Below are 19,815 nucleotides of genomic sequence, written 5' to 3' on the forward strand. Positions count from 1 at the left end.
GTGGTGGCTGGCGTCCTCGACAGCGTCTACCAGCGTAGGCCGCGCGCGGGGGAGTGGTCTTGTGAGGTAAGGCTCACCCGCGCACCGCCCGCCCCCTATCGCGATCTATCGCGATTGGCTACCCTGCTTGCCGTGGAAGAGCCATCGTTCGAAAAGCACTCCCTTGAGAAGCGCCCGCAGCAGGGCGCGCCCGCGCCCGCTCCGGCCGCCGAGCCGCCCGCGCTGCGCGCCTCCGACGCCGACCGCGACCGCTTCGCGGACATCCTGCGCAACGCCATGGCGGAGGGGCGGATCACCGCCGAGGAGCACTCCGAGCGGATCGGCGAGGTCTACCGCGCCAAGACGCTCGGCGAGCTGGAGCCGCTGGTGAGCGACCTGCCGGCGGCCGGCCGGGCCGAGCCCGCGGCGCCCGCCCGCCCCTACGAGGCCCCGGCGCGCCCACTCGGCGCGGCCCCCGCCGAGAACCTCGTCGCGGTCTTCGGCGGCGCGACGCGCAAGGGGCGCTGGCGGGTGAGCCGGCGCACGAACGCGTTCGCGCTTTTCGGCGGCATCGAGATCGACCTGACCGAGGCGGTCTTCGAGCAGCAGGAGATCGTCATCAACGCCACCGCCATCTTCGGCGGCATCGAGATCAGGGTCCCGGAGAACGTGACCCTGCGCTCCACGGGCACCGGGATCTTCGGCGGCTTCGACGTGAAGACGGTCGAGGCGCCGGACCCCGACGCACCGGTCGTCTCCCTCACCGGATTCGCGGTCTTCGGCGGTGTGGACGCGAAGCCGAAGCGGGGCAAGCGGCTCAAGAACCTTCGCGCGGGCGGCTGATGGCGGTCCGCGCGGCGGCCCCCCGGAGCCCCGCGCGGCCTGTTGCCGGAAACTTACTGCGGGTTACCGCGTTCCGCTCATGGCAACGGTGTGAATAAGCACGCGCACAGCGGGTAAAGCTTGGTGCATCGTCTCTCGTACGGCTGCCGGTGCGAATGGCCGTGCGCAGTGGAGGCGGGCAAGGGTGACTCAACCGGCCAAGTAAAAGCCGTCGTCAGGAGTAGACCGTGCTGCTACCGCATCAGCCCCTGCAGGAAGCCGCCGTACCGTCCCCGCGGATTTCGTCCGCGCGGGATCAGGCCGGCCCCTGGCATTCGGAGGCGGTGTGCCGCCGGGATGAAGCCGGGCTCTTCTTCGCACCATCCAAGGAACCGACCGCTGCCCGGTTGTCGCGCGAAGAGGCGGCCAAGCGCGTGTGCGCGCGATGCCCCGTGATGGTCGAGTGCCGCGAGCACGCCTTGCTGCAGCCGGAGCCTTACGGGGTGTGGGGCGGTCTCACCGCCGCCGAGCGCCGGGTGGTGCTGGCCCGCCGGCGCCGGCGCGAGGCGGAATTGGCTCGCGCCACGCGGGTCGCCGCGGCGGGCTGACGTCCCGGTCGGCGGGGGCTGACGTCCTCGATCGCCGGACAGGCTCGAGTGCGGCCGGGCCCGGCCGCAACTCAGCCCGTCCGGCGTTTGAGGACGAGCGCGCCCGCAGGGCGCACGATCGGTCAGCTGGGGCGCTCGAAGTCCACCGTGCTGTAAGCCCGCAGCTTCGACAGGCGATGCGTCGAATCGATCTGCCGGATCGTGCCCGACTTCGACCGCATCACCAGCGACTGCGTGGTCGCCGTCTCCGCGCGGTACCGCACCCCGCGCAGCAGCTCGCCGTCGGTGATGCCGGTCGCCACGAAGAACACGTTCTCGCCGCTGACCAGGTCGTTCGTCTCCAGAACGCGATCGAGGTCGTGGCCCGCGTCGATCGCGCGCTGCCGCTCCTCGTCGTCCTTCGGCCACAGCCGGGCCTGGATGGTGCCGCCCATGCACTTCATCGCGCAGGCCGCGATGATGCCTTCCGGCGTGCCGCCGATGCCCAGCAGCAGGTCCACGCCGGTGCCCTCGCGGGCCGCCATGATCGCGCCGGCGACATCGCCGTCGGCGATGAACTTGATGCGGGCGCCCGCCTCGCGGATCTCCTTGACCAGGCCGTCGTGGCGGGGGCGGTCCAGGACGACGACGGTGACGTCCTCGGGCGAGGAGTGCTTCGCCTTGGCGATCCGGCGGATGTTGACCGCGACCGGCGCGGTGATGTCGACGAAGTCGGCCGCCTCGGGGCCGGTGACCAGCTTGTCCATGTAGAACACCGCGGACGGGTCGAACATGGTGCCGCGGTCGGCGACGGCCATCACGGACACGGCGTTGGCCATGCCCTTGGCGGTGAGGGTCGTGCCGTCCACCGGGTCGACGGCGACGTCGCACTCGGCACCGGTGCCGTCGCCCACGCGCTCGCCGTTGTAGAGCATCGGGGCGTTGTCCTTCTCGCCCTCGCCGATGACGACGACGCCGTTCATCGACACGGTGCCGATCAGCGCGCGCATGGCCTTGACCGCGGCGCCGTCCGCGCCGTTCTTGTCACCACGGCCGACCCAGCGGCCCGACGCCATGGCGCCTGCCTCGGTGACCCGGACGAGCTCCAGGGCGAGGTTGCGGTCGGGTGCCTCGGGGCTGACCTCGAGCTGGGACGGCAGATGATGCTCGGTCATCGGAGCGCAACCTTTCTGTACGGCGAGGGCCGCAGGGACCCCTCTCCCCCGAAAGGGGCAGAAGGTGAGGGTGCTGATGACTTTATCTGCTCACTGCGAGAGTGAGCAGAGGGCCCCACGCATGAGCGGCGTCAAGGCTCCCGGAGGGGCCGCGGGAAGATCGGCCGGGCCATGGGGGACGATGGGGGCGTGGCAGGTAGGAATCCCAAGGCGCAGACCGTACGGAACATGATGCTCGCGATGGCGGCGGTGATCCCCGTGGCCTTCGTCAGCTATGTCTTCATCCCGCACGACGAGGACAACGACCCGGTGCGCACCGTCGACTACCGCGTCGAGCTCGACACGGCGCGGCGCGCGGCGCCGTACCCGGTCGCGGCCCCCGCCGGGCTCGGCGGCGACTGGCGCGCCACCTCCGTCTCCTACAAGGCGGGCGGCAAGGAGGGTTCCGTCTGGCACCTGGGCTTCCTCGACCCGGACACCGAGTACGTGGCCGTCGAGCAGAGCGACGGTCCGCCCGGGGCCTTCATCGACGACGCGAGCCGGCGCGCGGTGAAGACGCCGAAGACGCAGCGCGTCGGCGACGCCACGTGGCGGCAGTACGAGGGCGAGAAGTACAACGCGCTCGTGCGGGAGGAGAAGGGCGTGACCACGGTCGTCACCGGGACCGCCTCCCACGAGCGGCTCATGCAGATGGCCGCCGCGCTCAAGGCCGAGAAGGGCGCCGTGAAGGGCGCCGGGAACGGCTAGAGCGCGACGGCCGGGTGCTGCCGGTGTCCCGCGCGGGACCGGGCGCGGGGCTCAGACGGTGGTGACGACCTGCTCGTAGGACAGGCGCGGCGAGCGCGGGCGGTAGGCGCCCTCCGCGGCCGGCTTGCCGATGTTGACGATCATCAGCGGGGTGTGGTCGTCGTCCAGGAACTCCTTCTGGACGCCCGCGAAGTCGAAGCCGGTCATCGGGCCGGCGGCCAGGCCGGCGGCGCGGATGCCCAGGATGAAGTAGCCGGCCTGCAGCGCGCCGTTGGCCGCGGCGGACTTCTCACGGACGGGGCGCTCCGCGAAGAAGACGTCCTTGGCCTGCGGGAAGGCCGGGAACAGCGTCGGCAGCTCCTCGTGGAACTCGTTGTCCGTGGCGAGGATCGCCACCAGCGGGGCGCTCACGGTCTTGTCGCGGTTGCCCTCGGCCATGAGGGGCGCGAGGCGCTCGCGGGCCTCCTCGGAGCGGATCAGCACGATGCGCAGCGGCGACTGGTTGAACGCGGTGGGGGCGTACTTCACCAGGTCGTAGATCGCCTGGATCTGCTCGTCGGTCACCGGCTCGGCGGAGAAGGCGCCGGCGGTGTGGGCCTCGCGGAAGAGCAGGTCCTGGGCGGTGGAGTCGAGGGCGAGGGACATGGGGCACCTACTTGCGTGTGAAACGGGGGGAGGCTTGCGCCACCCACTGTACGACAAGTGGATGAAAATTCAACTGAAACTTCAACAAGTGATGCCGGGCGTGGAGGGGCCCACGCGCTTCTGATGGCGTACGGCCCGGTCAGGCCTGCTCTTCGGAGCCCTCCGGGCCACCCTCGGCAGCTCCGCCGGCCGCTTCCGCCTCCTCCGAGGCCAGCGCCGCGTCCAGCCGGGCCCGCGCGCCCTCCAGCCAGCGCCGGCACACCCTCGACAGCTCCTCGCCGCGCTCCCACAGGGCCAGCGACTCCTCCAGCGTCGTGCCGCCCGCCTCCAGGCGGCGCACGACCTCGATCAGCTCGTCGCGAGCCTGCTCGTACCCCAGCGCATTCGTCGCCGCATCCGTTGTCGTCGCCATGGCCACCAGCCTATGCGGGGGGTCCGACAGCGGGCCCCGCGACGGAGCCGTCGACGGGCCGCACCGTGAACTCGCCCTCCGCGACCCGGGCCCGCAGCTCCTCGTCCGCGCTCACCTCCGCCGCGGCCCGCACCACCGAGCCGTCCGCGTGCTGCAGCACGGCGTAGCCCCGGCGCAGCGTCGCCGCCGGGGAGAGGGCCACCACGCGCGCGTGCGTGTGCGACAGCTCCGAGTCGGCGCGGTCCAGCAGGTGGCCGAGGGTGCGGCGGGCCCGGTCGGTGAGCGCCTCGACCTGGGCCTCGCGCTCCTCCACCATCCGCTGCGGGCGCTGCACGCACGGCCGGGCCCGTACGGACGCCAGGCCGCGCTCCTCGCGGTCCAGGTGCGCCGTGACGCAGCGCAGGGCCCGCTCGCGCAGCTGGCGCACGCGGGCCAGCTCCTCGCCGACATCCGGCACGACGCGCTTCGCCGCGTCCGTCGGCGTCGACGCGCGCAGGTCGGCGACCAGGTCCAGCAGCGGCGAGTCCGGCTCGTGGCCGATCGCCGACACCACCGGCGTGCGGCACGCGGCCACGGACCGCACCAGGCGCTCGTCCGAGAACGGCAGCAGGTCCTCCACGCTGCCGCCGCCGCGCGCCACGATGATCACGTCCACGTCCGGGGCCTTGTCGAGCTCCTCGACGGCCTCGATGACGCGCGGCACCGCGTGCACGCCCTGCACGGGCACGTTGCGGACCTCGAAGCGGACCGCGGGCCAGCGGTGCCGGGCGTTCTCCAGGACGTCCCGTTCGGCGGCCGAGGCCCGGCCGCAGACCAGGCCGATCAGCTGCGGCAGGAACGGCAGCGGCCGCTTGCGGTCCGCCGCGAACAGGCCCTCCGCGGTGAGGGACCGCTTCAGCTGCTCCAGCCGCGCCAGCAGTTCCCCGACGCCCACCGGCCGGATCTCCGCCGCCCGCAGGGACAGCTGGCCGCGCGGCGCGTACCACTCCGGCTTGGCGTGCACGATGACGCGCGCGCCCTCCGCGACGATGTCGGCCACCCGGTCGAAGACCGCGCGGTAGCAGGTGACGGACAGCGAGACGTCGTGCGCCGGGTCGCGCAGCGTCAGGAAGACGACGCCGGCGCCCGGGCGGCGGGAGATCTGCGTGATCTGCCCCTCGACCCACACCGCGCCGAGCCGGTCGATCCAGCCGCCGATGAGCCGCGACACCTGCCCCACGGGGACGGGGGCTTCGGGGGACGTGTTGAGGGCCATGGGCTGAGCGTAGTGGGGGGTGCTGACACGTACGGGTCCGGTTCGCCGCGTATTCCGCCGGACCCTCGCCGTTGTGGTTGCGCGCCGCGGCGGCGGTCATGAGAGGCGAGGCCTCTCGACCGGTGGATCCGGCGCGCCGAAAAATGCCGGGCCGCGCTCAAGAAGGGCCCGCCGTCGCGGCGTGTAAGCACCGCGGGGCGGTCCGGTGGTGGTTGCGCGCCGCGGCGGCGACCCGCCCTGCGTCGGCGGCACTGCGCTACGCCGGACCCCTGCGGAGCACCTCTGCGGCGCAGTCCGGCGGTGCCGGAAGCCCGCTCGCCACCGCGTCGGCGACCCGCCACCGCGGAGGTGCTCCGCCCCGCGTCAGCGACCCGCCCCGCGTCGGCGCCCCCCGCGCCGGCGGCACCGCGCTACTCCGGACCCTTGCGGAGCACCTCCGCCCCGAGGACCCCCAGCCCCGCCACCAGCCACAGCCCGCCCACGATCTGGGCCGTGGCCGCTGCCTTGGCGATCACCGCGATCACCACCGCCAGCCCCAGCAGCGGCACCACCACATGCCGTACGGGCCTCAGCTCGCGGCCCCGTCTGCGGACCGCGAACCAGCCGATCACCGACAGGTGCAGCAGCGCGAAGGCCACCAGCGCCCCCACGTCCACGACCGACACCAGCCGGTCCAGCCCGTCGTCCCGCCGCGCCGCCCACACCGCCGCCACCAGGTTGACCGCCGCCGCCCCCAGCACGGCGACGCGCGGGACGCCGGACGCCCGGTCCACCTTCGACAGCACGCCGGGCAGCCTCCGGTCGCGCGCCATCGCGAACAGCAGCCGCCCCGACGCGGCCTGCCCGGCCAGCGCCGCGAACGCCGCCCCGACGGCCTTGCTGACCGCCACCAGGTCGTGCAGCCAGGGGCCCGTGGCCGAGTCCACCGTGTCGTAGAACGCCGAGCCCTGCGCGGCCGGCTTCGCCGCCAGCTCCGCCGACGACATGGGCTCCAGCAGCGCCGCCAGGTACGTCTGGACGACGAAGAGCACGCCCGCCACCGCCAGGCACGTCACCACGGCCCGCGCCACCCGCTCCGAGCCCCCCGCCGCCTCCTCCGCGAAGGCTGCGATCGCGTCGAAGCCCAGGTACGACAGGACCGCCACCGAGACCGCCGCGACCACCGCCTCCGTGGTGAAACCGGCCTCGCCGGTCAGCGGCGACAGCCAGTCCCGCTGCGCCCCGCGGTCCGAGAGCGCGAAGATCGCGCAGACCACGAAGACCAGCAGGACGGCGATCTCCATCGCCAGCACCAGGAAGCCGACGAGGGCGGCCGTCCGCACGCCCGCGAGGTTCAGAGCGGTCGTCACCGCCACCGCGACGGCCGTCCACACCCACTGCGACACCGACGGCACCAGCGCGTGCAGGGCGATGCCCGAGAAGAGGTAGGCCACCGCCGGGATCAGGAGGTAGTCCAGCAGCGCCATCCAGCCCGCGATGAACCCAGGACCCTCACCCAGGCCCACGCGCGCGTAGGTGTAGACCGAGCCGGCCTGCGGGGCGACCCGCACCATCTGCGCGTACGAGAACGCCGTGAAGGCCATCGCGACGGTCGCGACGACGTAGACCAGCGCCACCGCCCCGTGCGACTTCGCGTCCAGCGTGCCGAAGATGCCCACCGGCGCCATGGGGGCGATGAAGAGCATCCCGTAGACGATCAGGTCGCGGAGGGTGAGGGTGCGGTGGAGCTTTCCGTCGGTGCCGCCGGGCGCTGCGGTCACGGGTGCGGTCATGGGCTGCCCCTGGAACGGACGAGAGCTGACAGGCGGGAGCTGACGGAACGGACGGGAGCTGACGGAATGGACGGGAGCTGACGGAATCGCGGCTTCCGTCATCGTGCCCCACCCGGCCGCCCGCCGCCGGTCGGCACCGCGGGCCCTTACGATGGACGGCATGACTGCACCCACCGCCCGCAAGGTCCTCCTCGCCGCCCCCCGTGGCTACTGCGCGGGTGTGGACCGCGCCGTGATCGCCGTCGAGAAGGCCCTGGAGCAGTACGGCGCCCCCGTCTACGTGCGTCATGAGATCGTCCACAACAAATACGTGGTGAAGACCCTGGAGAAGAAGGGCGCGATCTTCGTCGACGAGACGGCGAAGGTGCCCGAGGGCAACATCGTCATCTTCTCCGCGCACGGCGTCGCCCCGGTCGTGCACGAGGAGGCCGAGCGCGGCAAGCTCGCCACGATCGACGCCACGTGCCCGCTGGTCACCAAGGTCCACAAGGAAGCCGTCCGCTTCGCCAAGGAGGACTACGACATCCTCCTGATCGGTCACGAGGGCCACGAGGAGGTCATCGGCACCAGCGGCGAGGCGCCCGACCACATCACTCTGGTCGACGGCCCCGGCGACGTGGCGGGCGTCGAGGTGCGCGACCCGGACAAGGTCGTCTGGCTCTCCCAGACCACGCTCTCGGTGGACGAGACCATGGAGACCGTCGGCGCGCTGCAGCAGAAGTTCCCCAACCTGCTCTCCCCGCCGTCGGACGACATCTGCTACGCCACGCAGAACCGGCAGACCGCGGTCAAGCAGATGGGCGCCGACGCCGACCTGGTGATCGTCGTCGGTTCGAAGAACTCCTCGAACTCCGTCCGCCTGGTCGAGGTCGCCCTCGGCGCCGGCGCCAAGGACGCCCACCTCGTGGACTACGCCGACGAGATCGACGAGGCGTGGCTGGACGGCGTCTCCACGGTCGGCGTGACCTCGGGCGCCTCCGTCCCGGAGATCCTCGTCGAGGGCGTCCTGGAGTGGCTCGCCCAGCGGGGCTACGGCGACGTCGAGACCATCACCTCCGCCCAGGAGAGCATCACCTTCTCGCTGCCCAAGGAGCTGCGCCGCGACCTGCGCGCGGAGGCGGCCGGGAAGCTGGCCGGGGGCGAGTCCGCCTAGGGACTCCGCCTGCTGGGGAGTCCGCCTGAGGGCTCCGCCGGACACCCGCGCAGGGGCCCTGCGCACATGGCCACCACGCCGTAGCGTGGTGGCCATGAACGTATTCGGCGTGGACATCGGCGGATCGGGCATCAAGGGCGCGCCGGTCGACGTGACGCGGGGCGAGCTCACCGAGGAGCGCTTCAAGGTGCTCACTCCCCGCCCGGCGACCCCGGACGCGGTCGCGGACTGCGTCCGGCAGGTCGTGGAGCACTTCGGGCGGCCCTCCGGGACCGTCGGGGCGACGTTCCCCGGCGTGGTCGTCGGCGGCACGACCCGTACGGCCGCCAACGTCGACAAGGCCTGGGTCGGCTGGGACGCCGCCTGGCTGCTCGGCGAGCAGCTCGGCGTTCCGGTCACCGTGGTCAACGACGCCGATGCGGCGGGGCTGGCGGAGATGACCCACGGCGCCGGCCGGGGCCGCAAGGGCACCGTGATCATGCTGACCTTCGGCACCGGCATCGGCAGCGCCGTCTTCAGCGACGGCAAGCTCGTGCCCAACACCGAGCTGGGCCACCTGGAGCTGCAGGGCCACGACGCGGAGACCCGCGCCTCGACCCGCGCCAAGGAGGAGGAGGGCCTGAAGTGGCACCACTGGGCCCGGCGCGTGGAGCGCTACCTCGCCCACGTGGAGATGCTGTTCTCGCCCGAGCTGTTCATCATCGGGGGCGGGGTGAGCCGCAAGGCGAACAAGTTCCTGCCGCTGATCGAGGGCGTCAGCGCCGAGATCGTGCCTGCTGAGCTGGAGAACAACGCGGGGATCGTGGGGGCCGCGATGGCCGCTGCCGCTGCAGCCGGCGCAGCCGTGCCTGTTTCCGCCGTCTGATGAGCGCGACCCGGCGGGCGAGCGCGACGAGTGCGGTCAGCAGCGTGCCCGTGTAGAGCCAGCCCGCGTTGAGCGACAGCAGGGTGACCAGGCCCATGACCCTGCTGCCCACGCCGCTCCCGGTGTCCACCAGGGGCACCGCCCCCACCGCGAAGGCGATGGGGGCGGCGACCGGCGCGGTGGCCAGGTCGGCCGGGCGCACCCACAGGGCGCACACCGTGCCCGCCAGCAGGAAGCAGATCCCGTAGAAGCCGGGGGAGCCGCCCGCGCGGGAGTCCAGCCAGCCCGTCCCGAGCATCCACAGGGTGGTCAGCAGGCCGCTGCCGAGCCCGGTCAGCCGGGGCGCCGGCAGCCGCCCCAGGCCCCGCGGCCGCGGGGCGGAGGGCTCGCCGCGGGGCCGGCGGAGGCCGGCGCCCGCGCCCTGTCCCGCGGGCGCCGCCGGCCGCGGCACGGGAGGGACACGGCGGGCCTTGCCCCGGGGCGTGCGCGTGCTGGGTTGCTCCACCCGACCAAACTAGGTCGGCGGGCGGGAGGAATCCGGCGCGGGACACGCGGTTTGGGCCACCTTGGCCGTGCGTTCGACTGATAGTCCGCACGGGGCCGCCGGGCGGGTGGACCCGTAGACTGGATGACCGGCCCGGCAGTGGGCCATGACCGGCCCGCCACGGGCCGCGGACCCTCTGGAACCTACGGGAAGTCGCCACGTGTCGCTCACGATCGGAATCGTCGGTCTGCCGAATGTCGGCAAGTCGACCCTGTTCAACGCCCTGACCAAGAACGACGTGCTGGCGGCCAACTACCCGTTCGCCACCATCGAGCCGAACGTGGGCGTCGTCGGCGTGCCCGACCCCCGGCTGCAGAAGCTGGCGGAGATCTTCGGCTCGCAGAAGATCCTGCCCGCCACGGTCGACTTCGTCGACATCGCGGGCATCGTCCGCGGCGCCTCCGAGGGCGAGGGCCTGGGCAACAAGTTCCTCGCGAACATCCGCGAGTCCGATGCGATCTGCCAGGTCATCCGCGCCTTCAAGGACGAGAACGTCGTCCACGTCGACGGCAAGGTCTCGCCCAAGGACGACATCGAGACGATCAACACCGAGCTGATCCTCGCCGACCTGCAGTCGGTCGAGAAGGCGGTCCCGCGCCTGACCAAGGAGTCGCGCCTCCAGAAGGAGAAGGTCGCCGTCCTCGCCGCCGTCGAGGAGGCGAAGGGGATCCTGGAGTCGGGCCAGACCCTGTTCTCCGCGGGCATCACCAAGGGCACCGAGCGCGGTGACCTGCTGCACGAGCTGCACCTGCTCACCACCAAGCCCTTCCTCTACGTCTTCAACGTGGACGAGGACGAACTGGTCGACGAGGAGTTCAAGAACGAGCAGCGCGCGCTGGTCGCCCCGGCCGAGGCCATCTTCCTCAACGCCAAGATCGAGTCCGAGCTCATCGAGCTGGACGACGAGGAGGCGCTGGAGCTGCTGCAGTCCATGGGTCAGGACGAGCCCGGTCTGGCCACCCTGGGCCGCGTCGGCTTCGACACCCTGGGCCTGCAGACCTACCTCACCGCCGGTCCCAAGGAGACCCGCGCCTGGACCATCAAGAAGGGCGCCACGGCCCCGGAGGCGGCCGGTGTGATCCACACCGACTTCCAGAAGGGCTTCATCAAGGCCGAGGTCATCTCCTTCGACGACCTGGTCGCCACCGGCTCCGTCGCCGATGCCCGTGCCGCCGGCAAGGCGCGCATGGAGGGCAAGGAGTACGTGATGGCCGACGGCGATGTCGTCGAGTTCCGGTTCAACGTCTGACCTGTCCTGGTCTGATCTGTTTTCGAGAAGGGCCGACCCCCTCGGGGTCGGCCTTTTTCGTTGCCATTTTTAGTAACGGAGCGTGTTTGCCGTGCGGGGCTTGGGTATGCATGGCCCGGTGCATATTTGCGGATGTGCCGGGGGGTAGTGCTCGCTGCATGTGTGGGCGCTGCCGTCAACTAAGCGTCCCTGAGCTGCAATTCACTACATCTAGTGAATCCATGGCCTTGAGTTGCGGATCGCAACCATGGGTTGCCAAGCTGTTGCGGACTGTCAACCTGTTGGGAGTGGCCGTGGCCTTCGGTGACCAGCCCGCGTACCTTCGAGTGGCCGGCGATCTGCGTCAGAAGATCGTCGCCGGTGAGTTGCCGCCGCATACCCGGCTGCCCTCCCAGGCGCGCATCCGGGAGCAGTACGGCGTCTCGGACACCGTGGCCCTGGAGGCCCGCAAGGTCCTGATGGCGGAGGGCCTGGTGGAGGGCCGCTCCGGTTCCGGCACGTATGTGCGGGAGCAGCCCGTCCCGCGCACCCTCGTCCGTACGGGGTACCGCCCGGCCGGCGAGTCGACGCCCTTCCGCCAGGAGCAGGCGGACAGCCGGGTCAAGGGCACCTGGGAGTCGCGCAGCGAGCAGGTCCCGGCGGATTCCGTCGTGGCCCGCCGGCTGCGCATCGCCACGGGCGACCGCACGATGCGCACCGACTACGTCTTCCGGGCCCAGGGGGAGCCCGTCATGCTCTCCACCTCCTGGGAGCCCCTGTCCGTCACCGGGCGCAGCCCGGTGATGCTCCCCGAGGAGGGGCCGCTGGCCGGCCGCGGCGTGGTCGAGCGCATGGCCGCCATCGACCTCATCGTGGACAACGTCGCGGAGGAGGTCAGCGCCCGGCCGGGGCTCGCGGAGGAGGTTCTGGCGCTGGGCGGGGTCCCCGGCCACTGCGTCGTCGTCGTCACGCGGACGTACTTCGCGGGCGGCTGCCCCGTCGAGACGGCCGAGATCGTCGCCCTGGCCGATCGCTACCGCGTCGCGTACCACCTGCCGGTGAAGTAGCCGTAACGTGACTGTGAAGCCGTCATGACACGGCTGTGACGTACGGACGGTGCCGTGGTGACGGTGCCGTCCGCCGTTCTTTACTCGCGGGTAAGTAGCGCATGGTATGTCCAGGTTTGGCCCGGTTACTCCGGGTCAATTTTTGTGTTGCAAAACTCACATACGCCCAGGTCAGAGGCTTTTCGCGGAATCAAGGCGTCCAAATCGCTCGTACGATGGCGCGGTTTGTGTCCTGCCGTGGGGGAGTAGAGAGAAAAGGAGATCCGGGGCTTGAGTACCGAACAGGGTTCCCACTCGAATTACCGCCGGACCTTGGGCACGACGGCCCTGACGGCCGTCGGTCTCGGGTCGATCATCGGCTCCGGCTGGCTTTTCGGTGCCGAGCGCGCCGCTGTTCTGGCCGGGCCGGCCGCCATCTTCGCCTGGGTCATCGGCGCCATCGTGGCGCTGACCATCGCCCTCACCTACACCGAGCTCGGCTCGATGTTCCCGAAGGCCGGCGGCATGGTGCGCTACGGCCAGTACTCGCACGGCTCGCTGGCCGGCTACATGGCGGCCTGGGCCAACTGGATCGCCATCGTCTCCGTGATCCCGGGTGAGGCGACCGCCTCGATCCAGTACATGAGCTCGTGGAAGTTCGACTGGGCGGGCAAGCTCTTCGACGGCAAGGAGCTCACGGGCACCGGCCTCGCCGCCGCCAGCGTCCTGGTCGTCTTCTACTTCTTCCTGAACTGGTTCGCGATCACCCTGTTCGCCAAGACGAACAACGCGATCACCGTGTTCAAGGTCGTCGTGCCGGCGCTCACCGCGGGCGCGCTGATCTTCGCGCACTTCGACACCAGCAACGTCGGCTCCGCCCACGGCGGCTTCGCCCCCAACGGCTGGAGCGCCGTCTTCAGCGCCGTCGCCGTCGCGGGCATCGTCTGGGCCTTCAACGGCTTCCAGTCGCCGCTGAACATGGCCGGCGAGGCCCGCAACCCGGGCAAGTCGCTGCCGAAGGCCGTCGTCGGCTCCATCCTGATCGCGCTGGTCATCTACATCGCGCTGCAGGTCGCCTTCCTGATGGCCGTCCCGGCCGCGGACCTCTCCGGCGGCTGGAACACGCTGGCCTACAAGTCGCCGCTGGCCGACCTCTCCATCACCTGGGGCCTGAACTGGCTCGCGCTGCTGCTGTACGCGGACGCCTTCATCTCCCCGTCCGGCACCGGCATGATCTACGCGGCCACCACCTCGCGCATGATCAACGGTGTCCAGGAGAACGGTCACCTGCCGAAGGTCTTCGGCAAGGTCGACCCCAAGACCGGTGTGCCGAAGCCGGCCCTGCTGCTCAACCTGGTGATCTCCTTCATCTTCCTGGCCGTCTTCCGCGGCTGGGGCTCGATCGCCGAGATCGTCGGTGTCGCCACCGTCATCTCGTACATCACCGGCCCCGTCGCCGTGATGTCGCTGCGCCGCCTCGCCCCGGACATGAAGCGCCCGGTCAAGCTGAAGGCCATGCCGGTCATCGCCCCCATCGCGATGATCTTCGGCTCGCTGGTCATGTACTGGGCCCGCTGGCCGCTGACGGGCAAGGTCATCTTCATCATGGCCATCGGCCTGCCGATCTGGGCCTGGTACGAGCTGCGCAAGCCGTGGGCCGAGCTCAAGCCGCACCTGATGGCCGGCGCCTGGATGGTCACCTACCTGCTGGTCATGGCCTTCGTCTCGTGGGCCGGCGGCACCGAGTTCGGCGGCCAGGGCTACCTGGCCCAGGGCTGGGACATCGTGGTCGTCGTCCTGATCGCGCTCGCGTTCTACGCCTGGGGTGTGCGCAGCGCCTGGCGCAACCCGACCCTCGTCGCGACCGAGAAGGAGCTGGCCGCCGCGGAGGCCGCCGAGGCCGCTGCCGGCTCCGGCGACCCGGAGGCGTCCTCCGAGCCCTCCATGGCGAAGTCGTAGCCGGTACGACCTTCCGTGCCGCGCAGGGGCGGCCGAGGGCCCGCAAGGGTCCCCGGCCGCCCCTTCTCGCATCCGCACCCCGGGGGTCCGGTGGCCGAATGCGTGCCTCTTCGTAAAAACACGTATCCGCTGCGTAAAGGTCGGGCGTACGCTCGGGCATATGCGTACTGCGGTTTCTCCGGGAAAAGCCAAGGGGTGTGCGCCGGCGCTCGTGGCGGCGGAAAGGCAGGGGCGATGACAGACAGCGGACCGGTCCTGCCGTGGCTGGTGATCCGCCAGGACGAGAACGGCAACCGCTACCGCGTGGGGCGCTACGCGACCAGGACCGAGGCGGAGAAGGTCGTGGGCCGCCTCGACGGCGACGGCGACCGCCGCCGGCTCTACATAGTCGAACGGATGGGCCGCGCCGCGTCTTGACCTGCGGCCGGCGGGGCGGGTCCGCGCGCCGGCTCCGGTGACCGGGCGTTCCGCCGGGCCCGCGCCGTCGTGGTCCCTCGCCGTGGCGGCGGACACTGAGGCTGCGGATCGCCGGTGCCGGTGCCGGTGCCGTGTCCGGGGTCGCCGGAACACCGCCCGCCGCGGGGGGCATCGCGCCGTTTGCGGCGGGGTGATTTCTCCGGCCGTCGCGGCAGGTAGTCCCGCCGCAGCGGTGAGGTACCACGACGCTGCAGATCGGCGGCGCCGTACTGCCCGTCGGCCCCCTCCGGCCGTCGCGGCAGGTAGTCCCGCCGCAGCGGTGAGGTACCACGACGCTGCAGATCGGCGGCGCCGTACTGCCCGTCGGCCCGGTGCCTGCCGCTGCGTGAAGGCGTCGCGGGCCACCGCCCCCGGTGAGGCGCCGGCGGCCAGGCGCCTACGCTGCTCTGCATGACGAACGTACGCGTGGTCGTGGGCGCAGCCCTCTTCGACGGAGGGCGCCTGCTCGCCGCACGGCGGAGCGCTCCGCCCGAGCTCGCCGGCCGCTGGGAGCTGCCCGGCGGCAAGCTGGAGCCCGGCGAGAGCGCCGAGCAGGCGCTCGTCCGCGAGCTGCGCGAGGAGCTCGGCGTGGAGGCCGAGCCGCTGGAGCGCGTGGGCGGCGAGTGGCCGTTGCGCCCGCCGTACGTGCTGCACGTGTGGACGGCCCGGCTGCTCGCGGGCGAGGCGCGCCCGCTCCAGGACCACGACGAGCTGCGCTGGCTCACCCCCGATGAGGTCGGCGACGTGGACTGGCTCGATCAGGACCGCCCCGCGGTGGCGCTCGCGGCGGGGCTGCTCCGGCGCGCGGAGGCGTGAGCGGGGCGCATTTCGCTACGCCATCTGCCGCACTGGTGACCAGCTCGGACCGCCGGAGAAGGTAGTCACCACCCCATACCGGGTATGTGCTGATTATTCACCCTGAACCGGGTAAACCCGGCGGGTCCGCAGCGGTCTGGGAAGTGGTCGGCGTGAACGACAGCGCAGGGACCTTGGCGTCGACGCCCGGCTTCGCCGAATGGAGCTTCCCTGCCGAGCCCGGGGCCGTCCGCACCGCCCGCACCCTCGTCCGCGACACCCTGCACGACTGGGGCATGGACGGCGTCACCGATGTGACGGTGCTGCTGGTCAGCGAGCTCGTCACCAACTCCCTGCGGTACGCGAGCGGACCGATCGGGGTAAGGATGTACTCCCACGCGGGGCCCACCCTTCTGGTGGAGGTCTCCGACCCGCTCCCCGACCCGCCCCGCGAGCGCGTGGCCGACCCCGACGACGAGGGCGGACGCGGTCTGCAGCTCGTTGCATGCGCCTCCCGCCGCTGGGGAACCCGACGGGGCAGGACCGGGAAGACCGTGTGGTTCGAACTGGGCTTGCCCGGCCACCCGCACGGGGATGACCCATAGCGGGTTGAGACCGTGCTGTGATCGTGAAGTCCGTGTTCCGAAGGGCCCCTGTGCTGGATACTCGGCCTTCTGATGCCGGTGCGAGCACAAGAGCCGGAGGGGACGGGCACGTGAGCGAAAAGCCAGCGGGTGCGGCGGGCGGTTCGGCGCAGGGATCGCGCGCCGTGGAGATGTGGCAGAACAACCCGCCCGGATCCCTCTACGACTACATCCGCGTCGCCTCCTTCTCCCTCGGGCCCGACGGCCGGATCGAGCAGTGGAGCGAGCGCGCCGCCGAGCTCTTCGGGATAACGGCCCGGCACGCCGTCGGCAAGGACCCGCTGGAGGTGCTGGCCCCGGCCGGAGCGCACGGCCGTCCCCAGCCCGCCGCACCATTCATCGGCGAGGGCGGCCTCGACGGGCGCGAGTGGACGGGCCTGATCCCGTATCAGCGAGGCGGCGGTCACGACGCCCCTGACGGCCGGTCAGTGCCCGTCGGCGGTGAGCCGTCCGGCCTCGCCGAGATCTACGTGATGCCCACGCAGAACGAGCGCGGGGAGCGCGCCGCGCTCTGCGTCGCCGTCGACGTCCGGGCGCTGCGCGGAATAGAGACCGACATCGCGGCCTCCGAAGCCGTTTTCGGCCAATCTCCGCTGGGATTCTTCTTCTTCGGCACCGACCTCACGCTGCTGCGCGTCAACGAGAGCTTCGCCCAGACCTTCGGCCGCCCCGCCGACTGGCACCGCGGCCGCACCCCGCACGACTTCCTGCCCCGCGGCGAGGCCGAGCGGCTCACCGCCGCCCTGCGCCAAGTCCTCGACAGCGGAAAGCCCGTGTCGGACATTCAGCTGGTCGGCCCCGTGCCCGGGCACGCCGAGCGCCGCCGCTGGTCGGTCTCGCTCTACCGGCTGCACAGCGGCAGCGGGCGGCCCATCGGCGTCGCCGCCCTCGCCACCGACGTCACCGGCCGGCGCCGCGCCGAGCGCGAGGCCGCCGGCGTCCGCCGCAACCTGGCCCTGCTCAACGAGGCCGGCGCGCGCATCGGCAACTCCCTGGACCTGGAGACCACCGCCCGCGAGCTGCTGGACGTCGCCGTCCCCCAGTTCTGCGACCTCGCCTCCGTCGACCTCTACCAGGGCCTCCTCGCCGGCGACGAGGCCCCGCCCGGGCTCGCCGACGGCAGCGCCGAGCTGCGCCGCGTCGCCTACGCCAGCGCGGTCTCCGGGGCGCCCGTGGCCGGCGGCGAGAAGCCCGTCCAGGTCGGCGAGGTGCACCGCTACGCCTTCCACTCGCCGTGCGCCGCGGCGCTGCGCACCGCGCAGGTGCAGGTCATCCCGCGGCAGGAGGGCGAGGACGGGCCGGAGCTCGGCGCCGTCGTGCAGTCCACCCTCGCCGTGCCGATGGTCGCCCGCGACACGGTGGTGGGGCTCGCGCAGTTCTCCCGTACGAAGGGCAGCGAGCCGTTCGGCGAACGCGACACCGCCCTCGCCGTCGAACTGGCCGCCCGCGCCGCCGTCTGCATCGACAACGCCCGCCTCTACCGGCGCGAGCACGAACGCGCCGTCATCCTCCAGCGCAGCCTGCTGCCTCCCGGCGACCCCGAGGCCGCCGGCCTGGAGATCGCCTGCCGCTACCTGCCCGCCAACGCCGCCACCGAGGTCGGCGGCGACTGGTTCGACGTCATTGAGCTCCCCGGGCACCGCACGGCCCTCGTCGTCGGCGACGTCATGGGCCGCGGCCTGCGCGCCGCCGTCGCCATGGGCGAGCTGCGCACCGCCGTCCGCACCCTGGCCATGCTCGACCTGGAGCCGGCGGAGGTCCTCTCCGCCCTCGACGAGATCGCCCACGGGCTCGGCCGCCCCGGCGGCGGGCAGTCCTCCACGCGCGGCGTACGCGGCGGGGTGCGGGCCGCCGACCTCTCCGAGGTCTACCTGGCCACCTGCGTCTACGCCGTCTACGACCCCGTCACCCGGCGCTGCACCATCGCCAACGCCGGCCACCTCCCGCCCGTCCTCGTCAAGGCCGGCCGCCCCGCCGAGCTGCTCGACGTCCAGCCCGGCATGCCGCTCGGCGTCGGCGGCGAGCTCTTCGAGGAAACGGTCGTCGACCTGCCCGACGGCGCCCTGCTGGCCCTCTACACGGACGGCCTGGTCGAATCCCGCGACCACGCCCTGGACGAGGGCCTGGATGCCTTCCGCGAGGCCCTCACGGGCCCCTCCCGCCCCCTGGAGGAGGTCTGCGAGCACGTCCTCGGCGCGCTCGACACCCACCACGGCGAGGACGACATCGCCCTCCTCATGGCCCGCCTCCGCGGCCTCCCCGACGAGCACGTGGGCGACTGGACGCTCCCCGCCGAACCCCGCTCCGTCGCCCGCGCCCGCGAACTCGCCCGGGAACAGCTCCCGCAGTGGGGCCTGGACAACCTCGTCGACACCACCGAACTGCTGGTCAGCGAGCTCGTCACGAACGCCCTCCGCTACGGCGAGGGAGAAATCCGTCTGCGGTTGCTGCTGGACCGCACCCTCGTCTGCGAGGTCTGGGACGGCGGCCTCGTCCAGCCCCGTCGGCGGCGCGCCCGCGACACCGACGAGGGCGGGCGGGGCCTGCAACTCGTCGGCATGCTCAGCGCGGCCTGGGGCAGCCGCCGCACCCCCCACGGCAAGACCGTCTGGTTCGAGCTGGCCCTCCCGGACGGCGAGTTCCCGGCACCGGACGCGGTGGAGGCGCTGCTGAGCCTGTACTGACGGCCGCCGGAGCGGTGGGCGGCGGGGGCGGCGGGCGGCCGTGCGTGGTGTGATGGCGCCGTGAGCCGCACCCGTACCGCCGCCGAGGACAGCAACCGCCGCATGCTGCGGGCCCGGGACGCGATGGACCGCGCGTACGCGCAGCCGCTGGACGTCCCGGCCCTGGCCCGCATCGCCCACGTCTCGGAGGCGCACTTCACCCGCACCTTCCGGGCCGTGTTCGGCGAGACGCCGCACCGGTACCTGCAGCGCCGCCGCGTCGAACGGGCCATGTTCCTGCTCCGGGAGACCGACCGCAGCGTGACCGACATCTGCTTCGAGGTCGGCTTCGGCAGCCCGGGGACCTTCAGCCGCACGTTCCGCGACATCGTCGGCCGGTCGCCAAGGACGTACCGCAAGGAGGCGGTGTCCGCGGCCGTGCCGACGTGCTTCGCGATGGCGTGGACGCGGCCGAGCGTGTGACGGGCTGACCGAGCAGTTTCGGATAAGTTTTTGTCAGACCCGCCCCGTAGCGTGGTGCCCATGTTCAACGCCATCACGCAATCGCAGATATACGTCCTCGACCAGGACGAGGCCCTCGACTTCTACGTCGGCAAGCTCGGCCTGGAGGTCGCCGCCGACGTCGACTTGGGCTTCATGCGCTGGCTGACCGTCAGCGTCCCCGGCCACCCGGAACGCCAGATCCTCCTGGAGAAGCCGGGCGCCCCGGCGATGTCCGAGGAGACGGCTCAGCAGGTCCGCGAGCTGGTGACCAAGGGCGCGATGGGCGGCTGGCTCATCCTCACCACGGACGACTGCCGCGGCACGTACGAGACGCTGGTGGCCCGGGGCGTCGAATTCACCGAGGAGCCGACCGAGCGCCCGTACGGCATCGACTGCGGCCTCCGCGACCCGTTCGGCAACCGGATCCGCTTCACACAGCCGCGGGGTGCCTAGCGGCTCCCGCCGGGGAGGGGGAGGCGCGCCCAGACCCGGGTGCCCTCGGTGGCGGCGCCGCTCTTGCTGATGCCCCAGCTGCCGTCGCATTCGTGCACGACGGCGGCGAGG

The 19,815-nt window shown here is 72.0% G+C and carries 20 protein-coding genes; 14 read left to right on the top strand and 6 right to left on the bottom strand.

The window, feature by feature from the left end; genetic code table 11:
• Positions 1 to 132 precede the first annotated feature (132 nt).
• Together IF61_RS0118485 and IF61_RS0118495 are read left to right on the top strand one after the other, a co-directional pair.
• Positions 133 to 822 carry a DUF1707 SHOCT-like domain-containing protein gene (locus IF61_RS0118485; protein ID WP_030367535.1) on the top strand — a complete coding sequence of 230 codons (690 nt, stop codon included), beginning with the start codon at positions 133 to 135 and terminating at the stop codon, positions 820 to 822.
• Positions 823 to 1,049: 227 nt separating this feature from the next.
• A complete protein-coding gene (locus IF61_RS0118495) occupies positions 1,050 to 1,409 on the top strand; it encodes a WhiB family transcriptional regulator (RefSeq protein WP_030367536.1) in 360 nt (119 codons plus the stop codon).
• A gap of 122 nt (positions 1,410 to 1,531) precedes the next feature.
• Here the strand turns inward: IF61_RS0118495 and glpX are convergent, their stop codons facing one another.
• Positions 1,532 to 2,563, bottom strand: a complete 1,032-nt coding sequence (gene glpX / locus IF61_RS0118500; protein WP_030367537.1) for a class II fructose-bisphosphatase — start codon at positions 2,561 to 2,563, stop codon at positions 1,532 to 1,534.
• Positions 2,564 to 2,752: 189 nt separating this feature from the next.
• Here glpX and IF61_RS0118505 point away from each other — a divergent pair, with 189 nt between their 5' ends.
• Positions 2,753 to 3,310 (top strand): DUF4245 domain-containing protein, encoded by a 558-nt coding sequence (locus tag IF61_RS0118505; RefSeq protein ID WP_043189685.1) that lies wholly within the window; start codon positions 2,753 to 2,755, stop codon positions 3,308 to 3,310.
• 51 nt (positions 3,311 to 3,361) lie between these two features.
• On the opposite strand, the gene IF61_RS0118510 is transcribed toward IF61_RS0118505, so the two are convergent.
• From IF61_RS0118510 to IF61_RS0118525, 4 genes are all read right to left on the bottom strand, one after another.
• Positions 3,362 to 3,955: a malonic semialdehyde reductase gene (locus IF61_RS0118510; RefSeq protein ID WP_030367539.1), complete on the bottom strand. Its 594-nt coding sequence runs from the start codon at positions 3,953 to 3,955 to the stop codon at positions 3,362 to 3,364.
• A gap of 139 nt (positions 3,956 to 4,094) precedes the next feature.
• Positions 4,095 to 4,367 (bottom strand): exodeoxyribonuclease VII small subunit, encoded by a 273-nt coding sequence (locus tag IF61_RS0118515; RefSeq protein ID WP_030367540.1) that lies wholly within the window; start codon positions 4,365 to 4,367, stop codon positions 4,095 to 4,097.
• 10 nt (positions 4,368 to 4,377) lie between these two features.
• A complete protein-coding gene (gene xseA, locus IF61_RS0118520) occupies positions 4,378 to 5,622 on the bottom strand; it encodes an exodeoxyribonuclease VII large subunit (RefSeq protein ID WP_030367541.1) in 1,245 nt (414 codons plus the stop codon).
• Between the two features lie 410 nt (positions 5,623 to 6,032).
• On the bottom strand, positions 6,033 to 7,394 hold the full coding sequence (locus tag IF61_RS0118525; protein ID WP_030367542.1) for an APC family permease: 1,362 nt from the start codon (positions 7,392 to 7,394) through the stop codon (positions 6,033 to 6,035).
• A 151-nt stretch (positions 7,395 to 7,545) separates the two neighbouring features.
• Here IF61_RS0118525 and IF61_RS0118530 point away from each other — a divergent pair, with 151 nt between their 5' ends.
• Entirely contained in the window at positions 7,546 to 8,547 is a 1,002-nt protein-coding gene (locus tag IF61_RS0118530) for a 4-hydroxy-3-methylbut-2-enyl diphosphate reductase (protein ID WP_030367543.1), read from the top strand.
• Positions 8,548 to 8,641: 94 nt separating this feature from the next.
• Complete coding sequence (gene ppgK, locus IF61_RS0118535) at positions 8,642 to 9,412, top strand: polyphosphate--glucose phosphotransferase (RefSeq protein WP_030367544.1); 771 nt, start codon at positions 8,642 to 8,644, stop codon at positions 9,410 to 9,412.
• On the opposite strand, the gene IF61_RS34315 is transcribed toward ppgK, so the two are convergent.
• Positions 9,303 to 9,917: a DUF6542 domain-containing protein gene (locus IF61_RS34315; protein ID WP_078660317.1), complete on the bottom strand. Its 615-nt coding sequence runs from the start codon at positions 9,915 to 9,917 to the stop codon at positions 9,303 to 9,305. The two genes, ppgK and IF61_RS34315, sit on opposite strands and share 110 nt — an antisense overlap.
• 199 nt (positions 9,918 to 10,116) lie before the next feature.
• Here IF61_RS34315 and ychF point away from each other — a divergent pair, with 199 nt between their 5' ends.
• From ychF to IF61_RS0118590, 9 genes are all read left to right on the top strand, one after another.
• A complete protein-coding gene (gene ychF / locus IF61_RS0118545) occupies positions 10,117 to 11,205 on the top strand; it encodes a redox-regulated ATPase YchF (RefSeq protein ID WP_030367545.1) in 1,089 nt (362 codons plus the stop codon).
• Between the two features lie 293 nt (positions 11,206 to 11,498).
• Positions 11,499 to 12,251: a GntR family transcriptional regulator gene (locus IF61_RS0118550; protein WP_030367546.1), complete on the top strand. Its 753-nt coding sequence runs from the start codon at positions 11,499 to 11,501 to the stop codon at positions 12,249 to 12,251.
• A gap of 270 nt (positions 12,252 to 12,521) precedes the next feature.
• Positions 12,522 to 14,189 carry an APC family permease gene (locus IF61_RS0118555; RefSeq protein ID WP_043189689.1) on the top strand — a complete coding sequence of 556 codons (1,668 nt, stop codon included), beginning with the start codon at positions 12,522 to 12,524 and terminating at the stop codon, positions 14,187 to 14,189.
• 234 nt (positions 14,190 to 14,423) lie between these two features.
• Positions 14,424 to 14,606 (top strand): hypothetical protein, encoded by a 183-nt coding sequence (locus tag IF61_RS0118560; protein WP_030367548.1) that lies wholly within the window; start codon positions 14,424 to 14,426, stop codon positions 14,604 to 14,606.
• 450 nt (positions 14,607 to 15,056) lie between these two features.
• Positions 15,057 to 15,461 carry a (deoxy)nucleoside triphosphate pyrophosphohydrolase gene (locus IF61_RS0118570; RefSeq protein ID WP_030367549.1) on the top strand — a complete coding sequence of 135 codons (405 nt, stop codon included), beginning with the start codon at positions 15,057 to 15,059 and terminating at the stop codon, positions 15,459 to 15,461.
• Positions 15,462 to 15,604: 143 nt separating this feature from the next.
• Positions 15,605 to 16,045, top strand: coding sequence for an ATP-binding protein (locus IF61_RS0118575; protein WP_030367550.1), 441 nt, complete (start codon positions 15,605 to 15,607; stop codon positions 16,043 to 16,045).
• Between the two features lie 170 nt (positions 16,046 to 16,215).
• Positions 16,216 to 18,768: a SpoIIE family protein phosphatase gene (locus tag IF61_RS0118580; protein ID WP_030367551.1), complete on the top strand. Its 2,553-nt coding sequence runs from the start codon at positions 16,216 to 16,218 to the stop codon at positions 18,766 to 18,768.
• Between the two features lie 102 nt (positions 18,769 to 18,870).
• A complete protein-coding gene (locus IF61_RS0118585; protein ID WP_030367552.1) occupies positions 18,871 to 19,230 on the top strand; it encodes a helix-turn-helix domain-containing protein in 360 nt (119 codons plus the stop codon).
• A 60-nt stretch (positions 19,231 to 19,290) separates the two neighbouring features.
• Positions 19,291 to 19,704, top strand: a complete 414-nt coding sequence (locus IF61_RS0118590) for a VOC family protein (RefSeq protein WP_030367553.1) — start codon at positions 19,291 to 19,293, stop codon at positions 19,702 to 19,704.
• Positions 19,705 to 19,815: the final 111 nt, after the last annotated feature.

Source organism: Streptomyces roseoverticillatus (genome assembly GCF_000719265.1).
GTDB classification, from domain to species: domain Bacteria; phylum Actinomycetota; class Actinomycetes; order Streptomycetales; family Streptomycetaceae; genus Streptomyces; species Streptomyces roseoverticillatus.